This is a genomic window from Streptomyces monomycini, from assembly GCF_022271435.1.
Classification (GTDB): domain Bacteria; phylum Actinomycetota; class Actinomycetes; order Streptomycetales; family Streptomycetaceae; genus Streptomyces; species Streptomyces monomycini.
On the sequence record NZ_JAFIQY010000016.1, the window covers coordinates 36012 to 53611 of the forward strand.

14 protein-coding genes and 3 tRNA genes are annotated in these 17600 nt (G+C 74.0%); 13 read left to right on the forward strand and 4 right to left on the reverse strand.

The genetic code is table 11. The features are described 5' to 3' along the window. Positions 1 to 41: 41 nt before the first annotated feature. The gene (locus JXZ78_RS19505; RefSeq protein WP_030022378.1) at positions 42 to 695 is read right to left on the reverse strand and encodes a SanA/YdcF family protein; all 654 of its coding nucleotides are present in this window, start codon (positions 693 to 695) and stop codon (positions 42 to 44) included. A 206-nt stretch (positions 696 to 901) separates the two neighbouring features. Here JXZ78_RS19505 and JXZ78_RS19510 point away from each other — a divergent pair, with 206 nt between their 5' ends. From JXZ78_RS19510 to JXZ78_RS19525, 4 genes are all read left to right on the forward strand, one after another. Further along, positions 902 to 1390 carry a gamma-glutamylcyclotransferase family protein gene (locus JXZ78_RS19510; protein WP_050502762.1) on the forward strand — a complete coding sequence of 163 codons (489 nt, stop codon included), beginning with the start codon at positions 902 to 904 and terminating at the stop codon, positions 1388 to 1390. Between the two features lie 95 nt (positions 1391 to 1485). Then, a complete protein-coding gene (locus JXZ78_RS19515; RefSeq protein ID WP_050502763.1) occupies positions 1486 to 2502 on the forward strand; it encodes an adenosine deaminase in 1017 nt (338 codons plus the stop codon). Positions 2503 to 2635: 133 nt separating this feature from the next. Next, entirely contained in the window at positions 2636 to 3091 is a 456-nt protein-coding gene (locus tag JXZ78_RS19520; RefSeq protein WP_030022381.1) for a MarR family winged helix-turn-helix transcriptional regulator, read from the forward strand. Positions 3092 to 3201: 110 nt separating this feature from the next. Beyond that, positions 3202 to 3660, forward strand: a complete 459-nt coding sequence (locus JXZ78_RS19525; protein WP_030022382.1) for a nuclear transport factor 2 family protein — start codon at positions 3202 to 3204, stop codon at positions 3658 to 3660. 18 nt (positions 3661 to 3678) lie between these two features. Here the strand turns inward: JXZ78_RS19525 and JXZ78_RS19530 are convergent, their stop codons facing one another. Next, positions 3679 to 5718, reverse strand: coding sequence for a molybdopterin oxidoreductase family protein (locus JXZ78_RS19530; protein WP_050502767.1), 2040 nt, complete (start codon positions 5716 to 5718; stop codon positions 3679 to 3681). A 354-nt stretch (positions 5719 to 6072) separates the two neighbouring features. Between JXZ78_RS19530 and JXZ78_RS19535 the strand changes: the two genes are divergently transcribed. From JXZ78_RS19535 to JXZ78_RS19560, 6 genes are all read left to right on the forward strand, one after another. Then, a complete protein-coding gene (locus tag JXZ78_RS19535; RefSeq protein WP_050502764.1) occupies positions 6073 to 7065 on the forward strand; it encodes a sirohydrochlorin chelatase in 993 nt (330 codons plus the stop codon). Next, on the forward strand, positions 7062 to 8411 hold the full coding sequence (locus JXZ78_RS19540; RefSeq protein WP_030022387.1) for a deoxyguanosinetriphosphate triphosphohydrolase: 1350 nt from the start codon (positions 7062 to 7064) through the stop codon (positions 8409 to 8411). Before JXZ78_RS19535 ends, JXZ78_RS19540 begins: the two co-directional genes overlap by 4 nt. A 313-nt stretch (positions 8412 to 8724) precedes the next feature. Further along, complete coding sequence (locus JXZ78_RS19545; protein WP_030022388.1) at positions 8725 to 10002, forward strand: NAD(P)/FAD-dependent oxidoreductase; 1278 nt, start codon at positions 8725 to 8727, stop codon at positions 10000 to 10002. Between the two features lie 91 nt (positions 10003 to 10093). Continuing rightward, positions 10094 to 11056, forward strand: coding sequence for a pyridoxal-phosphate dependent enzyme (locus tag JXZ78_RS19550; RefSeq protein WP_030022389.1), 963 nt, complete (start codon positions 10094 to 10096; stop codon positions 11054 to 11056). Between the two features lie 111 nt (positions 11057 to 11167). Continuing rightward, positions 11168 to 13090 (forward strand): DNA primase, encoded by a 1923-nt coding sequence (dnaG, locus tag JXZ78_RS19555; RefSeq protein WP_030022390.1) that lies wholly within the window; start codon positions 11168 to 11170, stop codon positions 13088 to 13090. A gap of 285 nt (positions 13091 to 13375) precedes the next feature. Further along, a complete protein-coding gene (locus tag JXZ78_RS19560) occupies positions 13376 to 14572 on the forward strand; it encodes an RNA polymerase sigma factor (RefSeq protein WP_030022391.1) in 1197 nt (398 codons plus the stop codon). A gap of 34 nt (positions 14573 to 14606) precedes the next feature. Here JXZ78_RS19560 and JXZ78_RS19565 read toward each other — a convergent pair whose 3' ends face one another. Both JXZ78_RS19565 and JXZ78_RS19570 read right to left on the reverse strand, forming a co-directional pair. Further along, positions 14607 to 16046 carry an FGGY family carbohydrate kinase gene (locus JXZ78_RS19565; protein WP_030022392.1) on the reverse strand — a complete coding sequence of 480 codons (1440 nt, stop codon included), beginning with the start codon at positions 16044 to 16046 and terminating at the stop codon, positions 14607 to 14609. A 235-nt stretch (positions 16047 to 16281) separates the two neighbouring features. Further along, complete coding sequence (locus tag JXZ78_RS19570; protein WP_030022394.1) at positions 16282 to 16581, reverse strand: hypothetical protein; 300 nt, start codon at positions 16579 to 16581, stop codon at positions 16282 to 16284. Positions 16582 to 16835: 254 nt separating this feature from the next. Between JXZ78_RS19570 and JXZ78_RS19575 the strand changes: the two genes are divergently transcribed. The 3 genes from JXZ78_RS19575 to JXZ78_RS19585 all read left to right on the forward strand — a co-directional run bounded on the left by JXZ78_RS19575 (position 16836) and on the right by JXZ78_RS19585 (position 17240). After that, positions 16836 to 16908 (forward strand) — tRNA-Asn (locus JXZ78_RS19575). Positions 16909 to 16913: 5 nt separating this feature from the next. Beyond that, a tRNA-Asn gene (locus JXZ78_RS19580) sits at positions 16914 to 16986 on the forward strand. A gap of 180 nt (positions 16987 to 17166) precedes the next feature. Beyond that, positions 17167 to 17240, forward strand: a tRNA-Ile gene (locus JXZ78_RS19585). The last annotated feature ends 360 nt before the right edge of the window (positions 17241 to 17600 follow it).

The window sequence follows — 17600 nt, forward strand, 5'->3', positions numbered from 1 at the left end:
CGTGGCCCGTCACCCTGCCGTGACACACCGCGGCGCCGCCGTCACCGCAGCGCCACCGACACCCCGTCCTCCTTCGGCCCGAGGAAGCGCGGATCGGGCCGTACGGCGGCCTCGGCCGCCGCCTTCGCCGCCGCGAACACCTCGCGGGTCCCGCCGTAGTACCAGGTCACGTCGTGCCGGGCGTCGACGCCGACCCCGTACGCGTCGATACCGGCCGCACCGCACAGCGCCAGCGCGCGCCGGATGTGGAAGCCCTGGCTGACCAGGACGGCCCGGTCCACGCCGAAGACCCGGTGGGCGCGGGAGCACGAGTCCCAGGTGTCGAAACCCGCGTAGTCGCTGACGATCCGGTCCGCCGGGACGCCGTGCGCGACCAGGTACCGGCGCATGGCGTCCGGCTCGTCGTAGTCCTCGCGGCTGTTGTCGCCGGTCACCAGGAGCGCGCGGACCGTGCCGCGCTCGTAGAGGCGGGCGGCGGCGTCCAGCCGGTGCGCCAGGTACGGGGAGGGCTCGCCGTCCCACAGCCCCGCGCCGAAGACCACGGCGACCGGCGCCGCCGGGACGTCCTCGACCGTACGGATCCGGGACGCCGCGGCGGCGTTCATCCACGTCGCCGGCAGCAGTGCCAGGACGCACGCCAGCACGGCGACCTGGAAGACCCGCCGCTGTCCGCGCCGCGTCCGGGGTAGGCGCACTCGGCTCCGTACGCGCCGTAGCCGCCCTTCCCGCTGTGCCTGCTGTGGCCGCTGTGCCTGTTGTGACTGATGCGTCCGCTGTGTCATCCGTTGCCCCCGTTGTTCTTGTTGCTGACGCAAGCAGCGACGCGCCGTGGCCTGGCATGGTTGCGGGAACGAGGGGGCCGGGCCCCCGCCCCGTACCGCACCCGAAGGAGCCCGCCCGGATGACCACCGAGCCCGAGCGCCTGCCGTTCTTCGTCTACGGAACGCTGCGCCCCGGCCGGGCCAACCACGCCCGGTGCCTGCGCGGCCGCACGGCGTCCGAGGAATCCGCCCTGGTCAGAGGCGTGTCGCTGTACGAGGGACCAGGTTATCCGTACGCCGTGCCGGGCCCCGCCGAAGCCGTCGTGCACGGCGACCTCATAGCGCCGCGCGAGGACGCCTACGACTCCGTGCGCGCCGCCCTGGACCGGCTGGAGGGGTACGTTCCGGGCGGCCCCGGCAACCTCTACGAGCGGGTGGCGCGGCAGGCCGAGTGCGTGGACGGCCGGAGCGTACGGGCCTGGATGTACGTGGCCGCCGCACCGCTCGCCGCCCGGCTGCGCGCGTCCGGCCCACCGATACCCGGCGGCGACTGGCTGCGCGGACGCGCTGCGGGGGCGCCGCCCTGTACGGCCGCCCCGGCCGCCCGTCCAGCGCCGCCGCCCGGTTAATCTGGACGACTTCCCCCGAACCGCAACAGGACCCGGCGGCTCCGCCAGTACTGGAAGCCCCGGCGGCCCCAGCAGCAGACAGGTGTGATCCCAGCGTGCCCCCCTCCACCCCGAGCCCGGCGAACCCCCCGTTCCCCAAGGCGGAACTGCACCTCCACATCGAGGGCACCCTGGAACCCGAGCTGGCCTTCGCCCTCGCCGAGCGCAACGGCGTCACCCTGCCGTACGCCACCGAAGACGAGCTGCGTCGCGCGTACTCCTTCAGCGACCTCCAGTCGTTCCTGAACCTCTACTACGCGCTGATGGCGGTCCTGCGCACCGAGGACGACTTCGCCGACCTCACCCACGCCTACCTGGCGCGCGCGGAGGCCCAGGGTGTCCGGCACGCGGAGATCTTCTTCGACCCGCAGGCGCACACCGCGCGCGGCGTCCCCGTCGGCACGGTGATCGAGGGCCTGACGCGCGCCCTGGACACCGCCGAGGAGCGGTACGGCATCACCACCCGCCTGATCATGTGCTTCCTGCGCGACGAGAGCGCCGAGTCGGCCCTCGCCACCTTCGAGGCGGCCCGCCCGTACCTGGACCGGATCACCGCCGTCGGCCTGGACTCGGCGGAGGTCGGGCACCCGCCGTCGAAGTTCAGGGAGGTCTACGCGCTGGCGCGGGAGGCCGGGCTCAAGTGCGTGGCGCACGCGGGCGAGGAAGGCCCGCCGTCGTACGTCTGGGAGGCGCTGGACGTCCTCGGCGTGGACCGGGTCGACCACGGCGTGCGCTGCCTGGAGGACGAGCGGCTGGTCGCCCGCCTGGTCGCCGACCAGGTGCCGCTCACCGTCTGCCCGCTGTCCAACGTCCGGCTGCGCGTCATCGGCGAACTGGCCGACCACCCGCTGCCCGCCATGCTGGAAGCGGGCCTGCTGGTCACCGTCAACTCCGACGATCCCGCCTACTTCGGCGGCTACGCCGACGACAACTTCACCGCCGTACGCGACGCCCTGAACCTGGACGAGGAGACCCTGCGCACCCTCGCCCGCAACTCCTTCCGCGCGTCCTTCCTGGACGAGCCGACCCGCGAGGCGTACCTCAAGGAGGTCGAGGCGCACGGCCGTACGTGACCGTGCGGCGGGCCGGGGACGCCGACGGTCCCCGGCCGCGTGACCGACGCCACCGTTGACCTCAAGTCCGGTTGAGTTCCTAGGTTCTTCCTCATCAGGCACGACGCCCGTAACGGGCAGAGGAGGCACCACCATGGAGTACTCGCACAGCGACGCCGAACTGGCCGGCCAGCCCATCGGCTACTGGGCCTGGGCCGCCCACACGGCGGCCGTCACCCACATCCGCGCCGGGCTGGCCCGCCACGGCCTGAACCAGCCCCAGTGGTGGGTGCTCAACCAGCTCGCGGGCCACGCCGACGGCCGTGACCGGACGGAGGTGACCGACATGCTCAAGGGCTATCTGGACACCGGCGCCGACGGCATCGGCGCGGCCGTCGACGACCTCCTCGGCCGCGGCCTCGCCGCCGCCGGCGGCGACCGGCTGCACATCACCGCCGAGGGCGCGGACCTGCGCGCCACCTGCGCCGCCCTCCAGGTGGAGATGCGCGCCCGGATCCACGACGGCATCAGCGACGAGGAGTACGTCCGTACGCTGAAGGTGCTCCAGCGGATGATCCACAACGTCGGCGGGAAGATGCGGCACCACTGAGGCCCTCATTACCCCGGGAGTAATCGACCGCACGCCCCTCCCGCGACAGGATCGGCCCCGTCGAGGAAGCCGCATCCGCCGGACCCGCCCGCCGCAGCGAGGAGCACGCGATGACCGCCGATCCCACCCCGCACACGCCGACTCCGGTCACTCCCGTGCGATCCGCCGCCGAAACCACCCGGGCCGTCGTGCAGGAGTTCCTCACCGCCCGGCTGGCCGGTGACACCGGGCGGCTCACGGAACTCTTCGCCGACGAGGTCGACTGGCTGCTCGCCGAGAACCCGGCCGTCCCGTGGATACGCCCCCGGCGCACGGCCGCCGAATGCGCCGCCCAGGCCGAGGAACTGGCGGCCCACACCGTGCCCGGGAAGTCGCACGCCTCCGTCGGCACGTTCCTCGTGGACGGCACCGACGCCGTCCTGATGGGACACGTGGCAGGCACCGTACGGGCGACGGGCAAGTCCTTCGAGGGCCCCTTCGCCCTCCATCTCACCGTCGAGAACGGCCGCATCACCCGCCACCACCTCTACGAGAACAGCCTCTCGATCGCCGAAGCCTGCACGCCGTGAAGGCACCGTGCAGCGCCCCTACATCTCCTCCACCCGCTCCAGCCGTACCGCGCACGTCTTGAACTCCGGCATCCCCGACACCGGGTCCAGCGCCGGATTGGTGAGGGTGTTGGCGCGGCCGGGCCCCGGCCAGTGGAAGGGCATGAAGACGGTGTCCGCGCGGATCGCCTCGCTGAAGCGGGCGGGGGCCACCGCCCGGCCGCGGCGGGAGACCACCGCGACCGGCCGGCCGTCCTCGATGCCGTACCGCCGGGCGAGCCGGGGGTGGATCTCGACGTACGGGCCGGGCGCCGCGGCGTTCAGCTCCGGGACGCGGCGGGTCTGGGCGCCCGACTGGTACTGGGCCAGGACGCGGCCGGTCGTCAGGACCACCGGGTAGCGGTCGTCGGGCTCCTCGGCCGCCGGGCGGTGGGTGACCGGGGCGAAGCGGGCCCGGCCGTCGGGGGTCGCGAAGCGGTCCAGGAAGAGCCGTGGGGTGCCGGGGTGCTCCTCGTCGGCGCAGGGCCAGAAGACGCCGTCCTCGGCGGCGATCCGGCGGTAGGTGATGCCGGCGTAGTCGGCGGGACCGCCGGCGGAGGCGCGGCGCAGTTCGTCGAAGGTCTCCTCCGGGTCGGCGGGGAAGCCCTTCTCCCATCCGAGGAGGGTGGCGAGGGAATGGAGGACCTGGAGGTCCGTACGGACGCCGGGGGGCGGGGGCAGGGCGCGGCGCCGCAGCAGCACCCGGCCCTCCAGGTTGGTCGTCGTCCCGGTCTCCTCGGCCCACTGGGCCACCGGCAGGACCACGTCCGCGAGGGCCGCGGTCTCCGAGAGCACCACGTCGGCCACCGCGAGGAAGTCCAGGCTCCGGAGGCGCTGTTCGACATGGGCGGCGCGGGGTGCGGAGACGACGGGGTTGGAACCCATCACGAGCAGGGCGCGGACGTCCCGGCCCAGCGCGTCCAGCAGTTCGTACGCGCTGCGTCCGGGGCCCGGCAGGGATTCGGGGGGTACGCCCCACACCCCTGCGACGTGCGCCCGCGCGGCCGGGTCGGACAGCTTGCGGTAGCCCGGCAACTGGTCGGCCTTCTGACCGTGTTCGCGGCCGCCCTGCCCGTTGCCCTGGCCGGTCAGGCACCCGTACCCGGAGTACTCGCGTCCGGCGTGACCGGTCGCCAGGCACAGGTTGATCCACGCGCCGACCGTGTCCGTGCCCTTGGACTGCTGCTCGGGGCCGCGGGCCGTGAGCACCATGGCGCTGTCCGCCGAGCAGAACAGGCCGACCGCCGCACGGAGTTGCGGGACCGGTACGCCGGTGATGCGCTCGACCAGCTCCGGCCAGTGCGCCATCGCCGCGGCCCGGGCCGCCGGCCAGCCGCTGGTGCGCGCCGCGATGAACTCCTCGTCCGTACGGCCCTCCGCCACCACCAGGTGCAGCAGGCCGAGCGCGAGGGCCAGGTCGGTGCCGGGGCGCGGTGCCAGGTGCAGGTCGGCCTGGTCGGCCGTACGGGTACGGCGCGGGTCGACGACGATCAGCCGGCCGCCGTTCTCCTTCAGCTCCGTCAGGTGGCGCAGCGCGGGCGGCATGGTTTCGGCCAGGTTGGAGCCGACCAGGACGACGCAGCCGGTGCGGGCGACGTCGGCCAGCGGGAAGGGCAGCCCGCGGTCCAGGCCGAAGGCCCGCTGGTGCGCGGCGGCGGCCGAGGACATGCAGAACCGGCCGTTGTAGTCGATCTGCGACGTGCCGAGCACCACCCGCGCGAACTTGCCCAGCGCGTACGCCTTCTCGTTGGTCAGACCGCCTCCGCCGAAGACGCCCACCGCGTCCTTGCCGTGCCGCGTGCCGGTACGGGACAGGCCCTCGGCGACCCGGTCGAGGGCCGTGTCCCAGTCCGCCGGGACGAGCCGGCCGGTCGCCCGGTCGCGTACCAGGGGCTCGGTCAGCCGGACGCCGGGCGCGAGCACCTCGGCGGCGGTGCGGCCCTTGCCGCACAGGGCGCCCCGGTTGACGGGGAAGGCGGGGCGTTCCACGACCTCGGCGGGGGCGTCCGCGGCGCCCGCCGGGAGGAGGCGCAGACCCATGCCGCACTGGAGGGCGCAGTACGGGCAGTGGGTGTCGACGGGCTCTGCCGGGCCCGGGAGCGGGGCCGAGGCAGGGGCAGGGGGCGGCTTCGGGAGCTCGGCCGCCGGGTCGGCGGTGGTGCGGGGGCTGGCGGCGTTCATACGGCCAGCCTGCGACGCCCGTGTTTCCGCCGGTCCGGGACGGCGTTACGGGCCGGCGAAGCGGGCCTCACGGCGCCCGTACGGGGGAGGTGAGGAGGCCGGGGGACCGGACCCGTACCCCTCACGCCCGTACCCGGCGGCCCGTCAGCCACCGGAAACCAGCCGTCACACCCGCGCAACGGCCCGGCAACGCCCCGATGCCAGGCTCCCCCCATGAAGGCGTCGACCCCGCCCCCGCCGCCCGCGGCCCCTCCGTGCGCCCCGGTTCCCTTCGACAGTACGGCGCAGCTCATGACGGAGATCAGCATCCAGCTCGGCGACCGGCTCAGCCGGGTCCGGCTGCGCGGCCTGGCCCCGCGGCCCCCCGCTGGCCGCCCACCGGAGGCCCGCCGCCCGGACGCCCCCTGCCCGGCCGGACCACCGAACGGCGCCCGTCCCGTCCGCCCACCGGCCGCCCCCGCCCTCGTCGCCGTGGCCCACGGCAGCCGCGACCCCGCCGCGCTGCGCACCGTCACCGCCCTCTTGGACCGGGTACGGGAGCTGCGCCCCGGGCTCGTCGTCCGTCTCGGCCACATCGAGCTGAACGCGCCCCTGCTCCCGGACACACTGGCGGAGCTGGACGGCCAGGCCGTCGCCGTACCGCTGCTGCTCGCCCGCGGGCACCACGTCGGCCACGACATCCCGGCCGCGCTGGCCGGCGCACCGCACCTCGCCGCGCGCCTCGCCCGCCCGCTCGGCCCCCACCCCCTGCTCGCCGAAGCCCTGCACGCCCGCCTCGAAGAGGCCGGTGCCCGGCGTCCGAGCGCCGTCGTGCTGGCCGCCGCCGGGTCCCGCGCTCCCGAATCGGCCACCGACACGGCCCGTACGGCGCGGCTCCTGTCCCAGCGGCTCGGCGGCGTGCCCGTCCTGCCCGCCTACGCCTCGGCGCCCCCGGAAGGCGGCCCGCCCGGCACCCCGCTCTCCGTCCCCGCCGCGCTGCGCGTCCTCGCCGCCCGCGGTCACCGGCGGCCCGCCCTCGCCTCCTGCTTCACCGCGCCCGGCCGCTTCGCCGCCCAGTGCGCCGCGGCCGCCCCCGGGCCCGCCGCCGCACCGCTCGGCGACCACCCCGCGCTGGCCCGGCTGGTCCTGCACCGTTACGACCAGGCCCTCGCTGCACGCGGCGGGTGCGTCCAGGACTCCCTCGGGGCGGCTACCGTCAGCGTATGACGGGCACACGAACGACGGGCCGCGAAGCGGGCCACGACGGTACGGGGTACACAGCGGCCGACACCGAACGCTGGGTCCCCGAGCCCGACAAACGCCCGGGCCGCACCGCCTTCCAACGGGACCGCGCCCGGGTGCTGCACTCCGCCGCGCTGCGCCGCCTCGCGGGCAAGACCCAGGTCGTCACCCCGGGCACCACCGAACACCTGTGGGACGCCAGCCCCCGCACCCGTCTCACCCACTCCCTGGAGTGCGCCCAGGTCGGCCGCGAACTCGGCGCGGCGCTCGGCTGCGACCCGGACCTGGTGGAGACCGCCTGCCTCGCCCACGACCTGGGCCACCCGCCGTTCGGGCACAACGGCGAACAGGCGCTCAACGAGGTCGCCGCGCCCTGCGGCGGCTTCGAGGGCAACGCCCAGTCGCTGCGGCTCCTCACCCGCCTGGAACCGAAACGGTTCGTGCCCGACACCGACGGCACGGCCGTCAGCGTCGGCCTCAACCTCACCCGCGCCGCCCTGGACGCCGCGACCAAGTACCCCTGGCCGCGCGGCGGCCACCCCACCGACCCCGGTTCGTCCAAGTTCGGTGTCTACGAGGACGACCTGCCCGTCTTCACCTGGTTCCGGCAGGGCGCGCCGGAGGCGTCCCGCAGCTTCGAGGCGCAGGTCATGGACTGGGCCGACGACGTGGCGTACTCGGTGCACGACGTGGAGGACGGACTGCACGCCGGCTACCTGGACCCGAACTGCCTGCTCGCCGGGCCCGAACGTGCCGAAGTGTTCGCGATCGCCGCCGGACGTTACGCACCCGGCGCCGACCCGGCGGAACTGGGCGAGGCCCTCGACCGCCTGCTCGACCAGGAGTGGTGGCCGCACGGCTACGACGGCACGGCCGTCGCCCAGGCCCGCCTGAAGGACGCCACCAGCCAGCTCATCGGCCGCTTCTGCCTCGCCGCCGAGACCGCCACCCGGGCCGAGTGGGGACACCTGCCGGGCCGTGCCGGCACCGGCGGATTCACCCGGCACCGCGCCCGGCTCGTCGTACCGCCCGGAACCCGGCTGGAATGCGCCGTGTTGAAGGCGGTCGCGGAACGTTACGTCATGCGCCGTCCCGACCAGGAGGCGCTCCGCGCCGACCAGCGCGTCGTCATCGCCGAACTGGCCGAGGCGCTGGTCGCCCGCGCACCCGACGGCCTGGACCCGCAGTTCCGCGCCCTGTACGACCGGGCCGAGGCGGCGGGCGACGACACCGCCCGGATGCGCGCCCTGATCGACCAGATCGCCGCCCTCACCGACGCCTCGGCGCGCTCCCTGCACGCCCGGCTCACCCGGCCGCGGGGCACGCTCTGACCAGCGCCGCCCGCGCCGCCGGGCCACCGTGGCCGGGACCGGTGCGCCCCCTGGGGCACGGGCCCTCTTCCCGCGGCACGCCGGCTGCGGGACGCTCAAGCTTGAGTGCCGCGAACCGGGGAAACAAAACAGGGGCACGACGGGGTGGACGGCCGCGGAACGCGATATGACAGATCCGCGCGCGGCCGGGCGGTGACACGCGGCCGCCCGCGCCGGGCAGTACGCGGCGCAAGCACTGCGGGGGGTAGAACGGGGACACGACCGGGGGCGTTCACGGACGCGGACGCACCGCGCCGCAGCGAGGAGGAAGCAAGTGGTCGACGCACACCAGACGTTCGTCATCGTCGGGGGTGGCCTGGCCGGGGCAAAAGCCGCCGAGACCCTTCGTGCGGAAGGCTTCACCGGCCGGGTGATACTGATCTGTGACGAGCGCGACCACCCGTACGAGCGCCCCCCGCTCTCCAAGGGGTACCTGCTCGGCAAGGAGGAGCGCGACAGCGTCTTCGTCCACGAGCCCGCCTGGTACGCCGGCGCGGACATCGAACTGCACCTCGGCCAGCCCGCCGTCCACCTCGACCCGGCGGCCCGCACGGTCCGGCTCGGCGACGGCACCCTGATCGCGTACGACAAGCTCCTGCTGGCCACCGGCGCCGAGCCGCGGCGCCTGGAGATCCCCGGCACCGACCTGGTCGGCGTCCACCACCTGCGGCGTCTGGCGCACGCCGAGCGGCTGCGCGGCGTCCTTCAGTCCCTCGGCCGGGACAACGGCCACCTCGTCATCGCCGGGGCCGGCTGGATCGGCCTGGAAGTGGCCGCCGCCGCCCGCTCGTACGGCGCCGAGGTGACCGTCGTGGAGCCCGAGCCGACGCCGCTGCACAGCGTCGTGGGCCCCGAACTGGGCAGCCTCTTCACCGACCTGCACAGCGAGCACGGCGTCCGCTTCCACTTCGGCGCCCGGCTGACCGAGATCACCGGACAGGACGGCGTGGTGCTGGCCGCGCGCACGGACGACGGCGAGGAGCACCCGGCGCACGACGTGCTCGCCGCGATCGGCGCCGCCCCGCGCACCTCCCTCGCCGAGCAGGCCGGGCTCACCCTGGTCGACCCGGCGCACGGCGGCGGCGTCGCCGTGGACGCCGCGCTGCGCACCTCCGATCCGCACATTTTCGCGGCCGGTGACATCGCCGCCTTCCCGTACTCGCTGCTGCCCTCCGAGGACGGCGAACCGGCCGGGCTGCGCGTCGAGCACTGGGCCAACGCCCTCAACGGCGGCCCCGCCGCGGCCCGCGCCATGCTCGGCCAGGACGTCACGTACGACCGGATCCCCTACTTCTTCTCCGACCAGTACGACATCGGACTGGAGTACTCCGGCTACGCGCCCCCGGGCTCGTACGACCAGGTGGTCTGCCGCGGCGACGTCGGCAAGCGCGAGTTCATCGCCTTCTGGCTGAGCGAGGGGCGGCTGCTGGCGGGCATGAACGTCAACATGTGGGACGTCACCGGGCCGATCCAGCAGCTCATCCGCTCGGGCCAGGTCCTCGACCCGAATGCGCTGGCCAACCCGCAGGTGGCCCTGGACTCGCTGCTCTGAGCCCGCACCGCCGGGCGCGTCCGCGCGCCCGGCGCACGAGAAGGCGCACAAGCCCCCGTACCGCAGCCGACGCCCAGGGAGACACCCACCCGTGAGCGGAGCCACCGTCACGCTCGACGACGTCCAGGACGCCGCCGCCCGCATCAAGGGCGTCGTCCACCGCACCCCCGTGCTCCGGTCCCGCACCCTGGACACCCTGGTGGGCGCCGAGGTGCACCTCAAGTGCGAGAACTTCCAGCGGGCCGGCGCCTTCAAGTTCCGCGGCGCCTACCACGCCATGTCGCGGCTGGCGCCGGAGCAGCTCGCGCGCGGCGTCGCGGCGTTCTCCTCCGGCAACCACGCCCAGGCGGTCGCCCTGGCCGCCCGGGAACTGGGCAGCAGCGCCGTCATCCTCATGCCGGAGGACGCGCCGCGCTCCAAACGGGACGCGACCGAGGGCTACGGCGCCGAGATCGTCACGTACGACCGCTACACCGGCGACCGGGCCGCGCTCGGCGCGCGGCTCGCCACCGAACGCGGCCTGGCCCTGATCCCGCCGTACGACCATCCGCACGTCATCGCCGGCCAGGGCACCGCCGCCCTGGAGCTGATCGAGGACACCGGCCCGCTGGACGCCCTGCTCACGCCGGTCGGCGGGGGCGGTCTGATGGCGGGCTCGGCCGTCGCCGCCACCGCGCTCGTCCCCGGCATCCGCATGATCGGCGTCGAGCCGGAGACCGGGGACGACACCCGGCGCTCGCTGGCGGCCGGTGAGCGGGTCCGCGTCCCCGTACCGCGCACCATCGCCGACGGGCAGGCGCTGCCGGAGCCCGGCGAACTGACGTTCCCGATCAACCGCCGGCTGCTGGACTCGGTGGTGCTGGTCGGCGACGACGAGATCAGGGCCGCGATGCGGCTGGCCTTCGAACGGCTGAAGATCGTCACCGAGCCGAGCGGGGCGACCGCGCTGGCCGCCCTGCTGGCCGGCGCCGTCGATCCGCTGCCGCGCCGGGTCGGGGCGGTGGTCTCCGGCGGCAACATCGGGCTGGACCGGTTCCTGGAGCTGATGGCCTGAGGGCTGCCGTCCCGGGCCTACCGGGCGTTCCGGCAGCTTTCCACCGGGTCCGGCGTCCCCCGCCGGGCGGGGGCGGCGGGGACTGTCGTATCCCACCCGTAGAATTCAGGGGTGGCTGGCAGGATCAACGATGACGACGTGAAGGCGGTGCGGGACGCGGTCCCGATCGACGCCGTCGTGTCCGAGTACCTCCAGCTGCGGAACGCGGGTGGCGGCAACCTCAAGGGCCTGTGCCCCTTCCACGACGAGAAGTCCCCGTCGTTCCACGTCAGCCCGGCCAAGGGGCTCTACCACTGCTTCGGCTGCCAAGAGGGCGGGGACGTCGTCGACTTCATCATGAAGCTCGACCACCTCTCCTTCGCCGAGACCATCGAGCGCCTCGCCTCCCAGGCCGGCATCACGCTGCGCTACGAGGAGGGCGGCTACACCCCGGGCCGCCAGCAGGGCGAGCGCACCCGCCTGGTCGAGGCGCACAAGATCGCTGCGCAGTACTACGCCGAGCAGCTGGACGGCCCCGAGGCCGAGATCGGCCGCAAGTTCCTCGCCGACCGCGGCTTCGACCAGGCCGCCGCCCGGCACTTCGGCGTCGGCTACAGCCCGGCCGGCTGGGACCACCTCACCCGGTTCCTGCGCGGCCGCGGCTTCAGCGACCAGGAACTGATCCTCTCCGGCCTCTCCCAGGACGGCCGCCGCGGCCCCATCGACCGCTTCCGCGGCCGCCTGATGTGGCCGATCCGGGACATCGCCGGCGAAGTCGTCGGCTTCGGCGCCCGCAAACTGCGCGACGACGACAACGGCCCGAAGTACCTGAACACCCCGGAGACCCCCCTCTACCGCAAGTCCCAGGTCCTGTACGGCATCGACCTCGCCAAGAAGGAGATCGCCAAGACCAACCGGGCGGTCGTCGTGGAGGGCTACACCGACGTCATGGCCTGCCACCTGGCCGGCGTCCGCACCGCCATCGCCACCTGCGGCACCAGCTTCGGCGAAGGCCACATCAAGATCCTCCGCCGGCTGCTGATGGACAACTCCGGCTCCGAGGTCGTCTTCACCTTCGACGGTGACGCGGCCGGCCAGAAGGCCGCGCTGCGCGCCTTCGAGGACGACCAGAAGTTCGCCGCCCAGACCTCCATCGCCATCACCCCCGGCGGCATGGACCCCTGCGACCTGCGCCTGGCCGAGGGCGACGCCGCCGTCGCCGGGCTGGTGGAGGCCCGTACGCCGCTGTTCGAGTTCGCGTTGCGCCAGGTCGTCGCCCGGCACAACCTCGACACGACCGTGGGCCGCGCCGCCGCCCTCGACGAGGCGGCGCCCATCGTCGCCAACATCAAGAACAGCTCCATCCAGCACGAGTCCGCCGTACAGCTGGCCGGGATGCTCGGCATCCTCGACACCCAGTTCGTCGTCCGCCGGGTCGGCCAGCTCGCCCGCTGGGCCCGCGAGCGCGGCCGCGACGGCCAGAACGGCCAGGACCCGTCCCGTACGGGCCGCCGCGCCGGGCAGCAGGCCCCCGAGGGCGCCCAGCCGCCGGCCGGCCCGCGCGGGCCCGCCCTGAACCTCCGCAGCCCCGCCCACCGCGTCGAACGGGAACTGCTCAAGCTGGCCCTCCAGCGCCCCGACCTGGTCTCGCCCGCCTTCGACGCGTACGGCGTCGACGAGTTCACCGCGCCCCCGTACGCCACCGTCCGCCGCTGCATCGAGGACGCGGGCGGCGCCCTGTCCGCCGCGGGCGACACCACCTATCTCGCCCGAGTCCGCGAAGCCGCCCCCGACGACACGGTCCGCGCCATGGTCACCGAACTGGCCGTGGAGCCCCTGCACACCCGCCGCGACCCCGACGAGGCGTACGCGGGCGTCCAGTTGGTCGCCGTCCGGCTGGCCGCCGTCAACAGTCGCGTCACGGAGATCCGCGGCGCCCTCCAGCGCCTCGGCCCGAACGCCGACCCCCAGCACCTGGCCGCCGTCCAGAACGAGCTCTGGGTCCTCCAGCAGTACGGCCAGTCCCTCCGCGAACGGGGCTACGCGGCGCTGTAGCCGCCTGTGCCCGGCGGCCGGGCACCGGAAGCCGCCGCCCGCGCGAACGGCCCGTACGCCCGCGCGAACGGGCCCGTACCCGCGGGCGGCGGCCGCGGACGCCCCGTAACCCGGCACCCCTGCCCCCGCACCCCGGCACCCGGTACTGCGGGCACCCGTATCCCGCACCCCCCATCCCGTGCCCCCGCACCCACCCCGCCGTAGCCGCGCGGTCACCGTCCGGACCCAAAAAGTGCCCGCACGCCCCTCGTGGCGGGACTGTGTCGTACTCCACACTGAGGAGCGGTGCCTGAGTCCTCGGAGCGCGGCGGGTCCGGACGTACGGAACCGGAAACCCCCGCGGAACCGCTCTTGATGTACGGGACGGACAGCGGCTCGGCCGCAGACGGTCCCGGCCTTTCCGCCGCCTCAGCAGCGATCACACTGGAGGTCGCCCCCGTGCAGACCCGGACCCTCGCCGACGCGCCGGCCGCGGATTCGGCCACCGTGCCGCAGCAGGCCGAGCCGCCCGCGCCCGAAATCCTCGTGGAGGAGATCGCCCCGGAGCCGCCGCCCCGCCCCGAGGCCGGCGGACCGTCCTCCGACCTGTTCCGCCAGTACCTGCGCGAAATCGGCCGGATACCGCTGCTCACCGCCGTGGAGGAGGTCGAACTGGCCCGCCGCGTGGAAGCCGGCCTGTTCGCCGAGGAACGGCTGCGGCTCGCCCCCGACCTGGACTCCCAACTCGCCCTGGACCTCGACAAGCTGGTCGTCCTCGGCCGGATGGCCAAGCGCCGCCTCATCGAGGCCAACCTGCGCCTCGTCGTCTCCGTCGCCAAACGCTACGTCGGCCGCGGCCTGACCATGCTCGACCTCGTCCAGGAGGGCAACCTCGGGCTGATCCGCGCCGTCGAGAAGTTCGACTACGCCCGCGGCTACAAGTTCTCCACCTACGCCACGTGGTGGATCCGCCAGGCCATGTCCCGCGCACTGGCCGACCAGGCCCGCACGATCCGCGTCCCGGTGCACGTCGTCGAGCTGATCAACCGCGTCGTCCGGGTCCAGCGCCGGATGCTCCAGGAACGGGGCTACGAACCCACCCCCGAAGAGGTCGCCGCCCAGCTCGACCTGCCCCCGGAGCGCGTCAGCGAGGTGCTGCGCCTCGCCCAGGAACCGGTCTCCCTGCACGCCCCCGTGGGCGAGGAGGACGACGTGGCCCTGGGCGACCTCATCGAGGACGGCGACGCCGCGTCCCCGGTCGAATCGGCGGCCTTCCTGCTCCTGCGCGAACACCTCGAAGCGGTCCTGTCCACCCTCGGCGAACGGGAGCGCAAGGTCGTCCAGCTGCGGTACGGCCTGGTCGACGGCCGCCCCCGCACCCTGGAGGAGATCGGCCGGATCTTCGGCGTGACCCGCGAACGCATCCGCCAGATCGAGTCCAAGACCCTGAACAAACTCCGCGACCACGCCTTCGCGGACCAGCTGAGGGGCTACCTGGACTGAGGGCCGTGCGCCCCCTGAGCCCCCTACCTCCTCCTCACTGCGCGGAGAGAAAAGCTCCCGCGTAGCTCTCCTCCCGCACCGCGATGTACTGCTGCCGCACCGCCTGCCCGACCGGCAGGTCGTCGCCCGGCTCGAACACCTGACTGGCGGCCGCGGGCCAGCGCGGCGGCTCGTGCGGAGCCAGCGTGCCGTGCGCCACGCCCAGCGCCCAGGCCGCCTGCCGCGCCGCGCCCAGCGCCGCGTAGTCCGCCGGCTGCGGCACCACGACCTGCGCGCCGAACAGCCCCGGCGCCGCCGCCTGCACCGCGCCCAGCTCCGCCGCCGCGCCCAGCAGGAACACCCGGCGCACCTCGACGCCCCGCCCGCGCAGCACGTCCAGCGCGTCCGCGAGCCCGCACAGCATGCCCTCGAAGGCCGCCCGCGCCAGATGCTCCGGCTTCATGCTCTCGCGTCGCAGCCCGTGCAGCGATCCCGCCGTGTGCGGCAGGTGCGGCGTCCGCTCGCCCTCCAGGTACGGCAGCAGCACCATGCCGTACGAGCCGGGCGTCGACTTCAGCGCCAGCTCGGACAGCCCCTGGAGGTCGGTGCCCAGCATCTCGGCCGTGCCGCGCAGCACCCGTACCGCGTTGCTCGTGTGCACCACCGGCAGGTGCATCCCCGTCGCGTCGGCGAACGAGGTGATCGTGCCGTTGGAGTCCGCCAGCGCCTCGTGGTGGATGCCGAAGACCGAGCCCGAGGCGCCCAGCGACACCACCGCGTCGCCCGTACCGACCCCCAGCCCGAAGGCGGCCGCCATCGTCTCGCCCGTCCCGGCGGAGATCAGCAGCCCCTCGGGCGTGAAACCGGCGGTGCCGGACGGCCCCAGCACCTCCGGCAGCCGCACCTGGTGCCCGAGCGCCAGCTCCACCAGATCCGGCCGGTACGCACCGGCCGCCGCCGACCAGAACCCGGTGCCGGACGCGCCGCCCCGGTCCGTCGTACGCCGCGCCGGGCGCCCCAGCAGCTGCCACACCAGCCAGTCGTGCGGCTGCAGCACCTCGGCGACGCGCGCCGCGTTCGCCGGCTCGTTCCGCGCCAGCCAGCGCAGCTTCGTCAGCGGCTGCGCGGCGTGCGGGACGGCACCGACGGCCTGCGTCCAGGCGGCCCGCCCGCCGAGCGCGTCGATCAGATCGGCAGCGGCGCTCTGCGCCCGCTTGTCGTTACCGACCAGTGCCGCCCGTACGAGCGCGCCGTCGGCGTCCAGCGGCAGCAGCCCCTGCTGCTGGGCGGAGACACCGATCGCCTGCACACCCTCCAGCAGCCCGTTGCCCGCGGCCTCGCCGAGTGACATCAGCCACGCCTGCGGGTCGATCTCGTGTCCCTTTTCGGCGGGGTGCGGCGCGTACCCCTGCCTGATGACGGCACCCGTGTCCGCGTCGCAGACGACGATCCGTGTGCTCTCGGACGAACTGTCCAGCCCGGCGACTATCCCCATGCCCCCAGATGATGCCCCATGGACGGGACCGTACGGCTGCCAGGTTCACACCCCCGGGGCGGGGACACGCGAACGCGGGCGGGGACACGGGGACAGGCGAACGCGGGCGGGGACACGGGACAGGCGAACGCGGGCGGGGACACGGGACACGCGAACGCGGGCGGGGACACGGGGACAGGCGAACGCGGGCGGCCGTCCCCGGCCGCCCGCGCGGTCCCTCGCCCAGGTGCTGCGCTCAGGTGTTGCTCGTCCCCCAGTCGTCCTCACCACCGCCGCGCTGCTCACGCAGCGCCCGGATACGCTCCGCCACCGGCCCGGGCATCCGGTCCCCGACCTTGGCGGACACCTTGTCGAACGCCTTGGTGGCCACCTCGCGGCCGCCGAGCGCGGCGGACTCCGCGGTGTTCCGGACGGCCGGGTTCTGCGCGATCCGCCGGGCACTCTTGCGGAGCTGCTCGTACCGCTCGCGGCCCGCCTTGCTGCCGAGCACGTATCCGATGGCCAGTCCCGTGATGAACGTCAGCCGGTAGCGCATCGTCGCTCCACCTTCCCTCTCGTCGGTCTCGCTCGCGCGCACGGTGCGGGGTCTCGCCGGTCCGCGCCGCCCGCCCACCCGCGCGTCCGCCGGGCTGTGCTGCCCGCCTACCCGCGGACCAGAAGATCATCCGGGCCACCCGCGGCCATACCGATTGGCGGAGCACCCCCCTGCTTGCGCTAATGTATGTGCAGCAGCGAGCGCACGCCGTCCGGAGCCCCCGGATCGGAGTGCATTCGAGGCACACAGAGCATTCCCCTGTAGCTCAATTGGCAGAGCAGCCGGCTGTTAACCGGCAGGTTACTGGTTCGAGTCCAGTCGGGGGAGCTCGGTCCCCTGTAGCTCAATTGGCAGAGCATTCGGCTGTTAACCGGAGGGTTACTGGTTCGAGTCCAGTCGGGGGAGCAGGACGGAAGAGGACCCCCGCGGGGGTCCTCTTTCCTGTGCGCGGGAACCGAACACAGGGCGGCCGAAGTCCTCTTGAACGAGCATGGCGGCCCAGCGAGGACCCACCCGCGCAACAGATCGTATGAGCGGCTATGCTGCGGCAGACGGCGCGCACAAATGTGCGCGGCGCGCCGTATCGGGGCGGTAGCTCAGCCGGTTAGAGCAGCGGACTCATAATCCGTCGGCCGTGGGTTCGAGTCCCACCCGCCCCACTGCTGCACATGTGTGCAGAAACGATGTGGCCTGCGGAAACGTCACTCCGAGGCCGCTACCCCGTCCTGCGGGCCCGCTCGGTGTGCGATGGCCCTCGCGAGTACGTCAAACTATTGACGTCCATATCGGGACATAGCGACATCAGATATCGGAAATCCATGAGGGGCCACCACCTGGGCCAGGGGACGTCCGACTCCACCCCGCGGGCCCGATATCGCACAACGGATGCCCGCGCCCGCCGGCCGAGGGCGCATGAGGCCAAGGACGAGAAGATCTTCCTGGCGCCATCGGAGCACGCGCTCCTCCGCGCGCACCTGAAGGGTGACACCGCCCGGAGAGCCGTGGCGTTTTCGGTACCT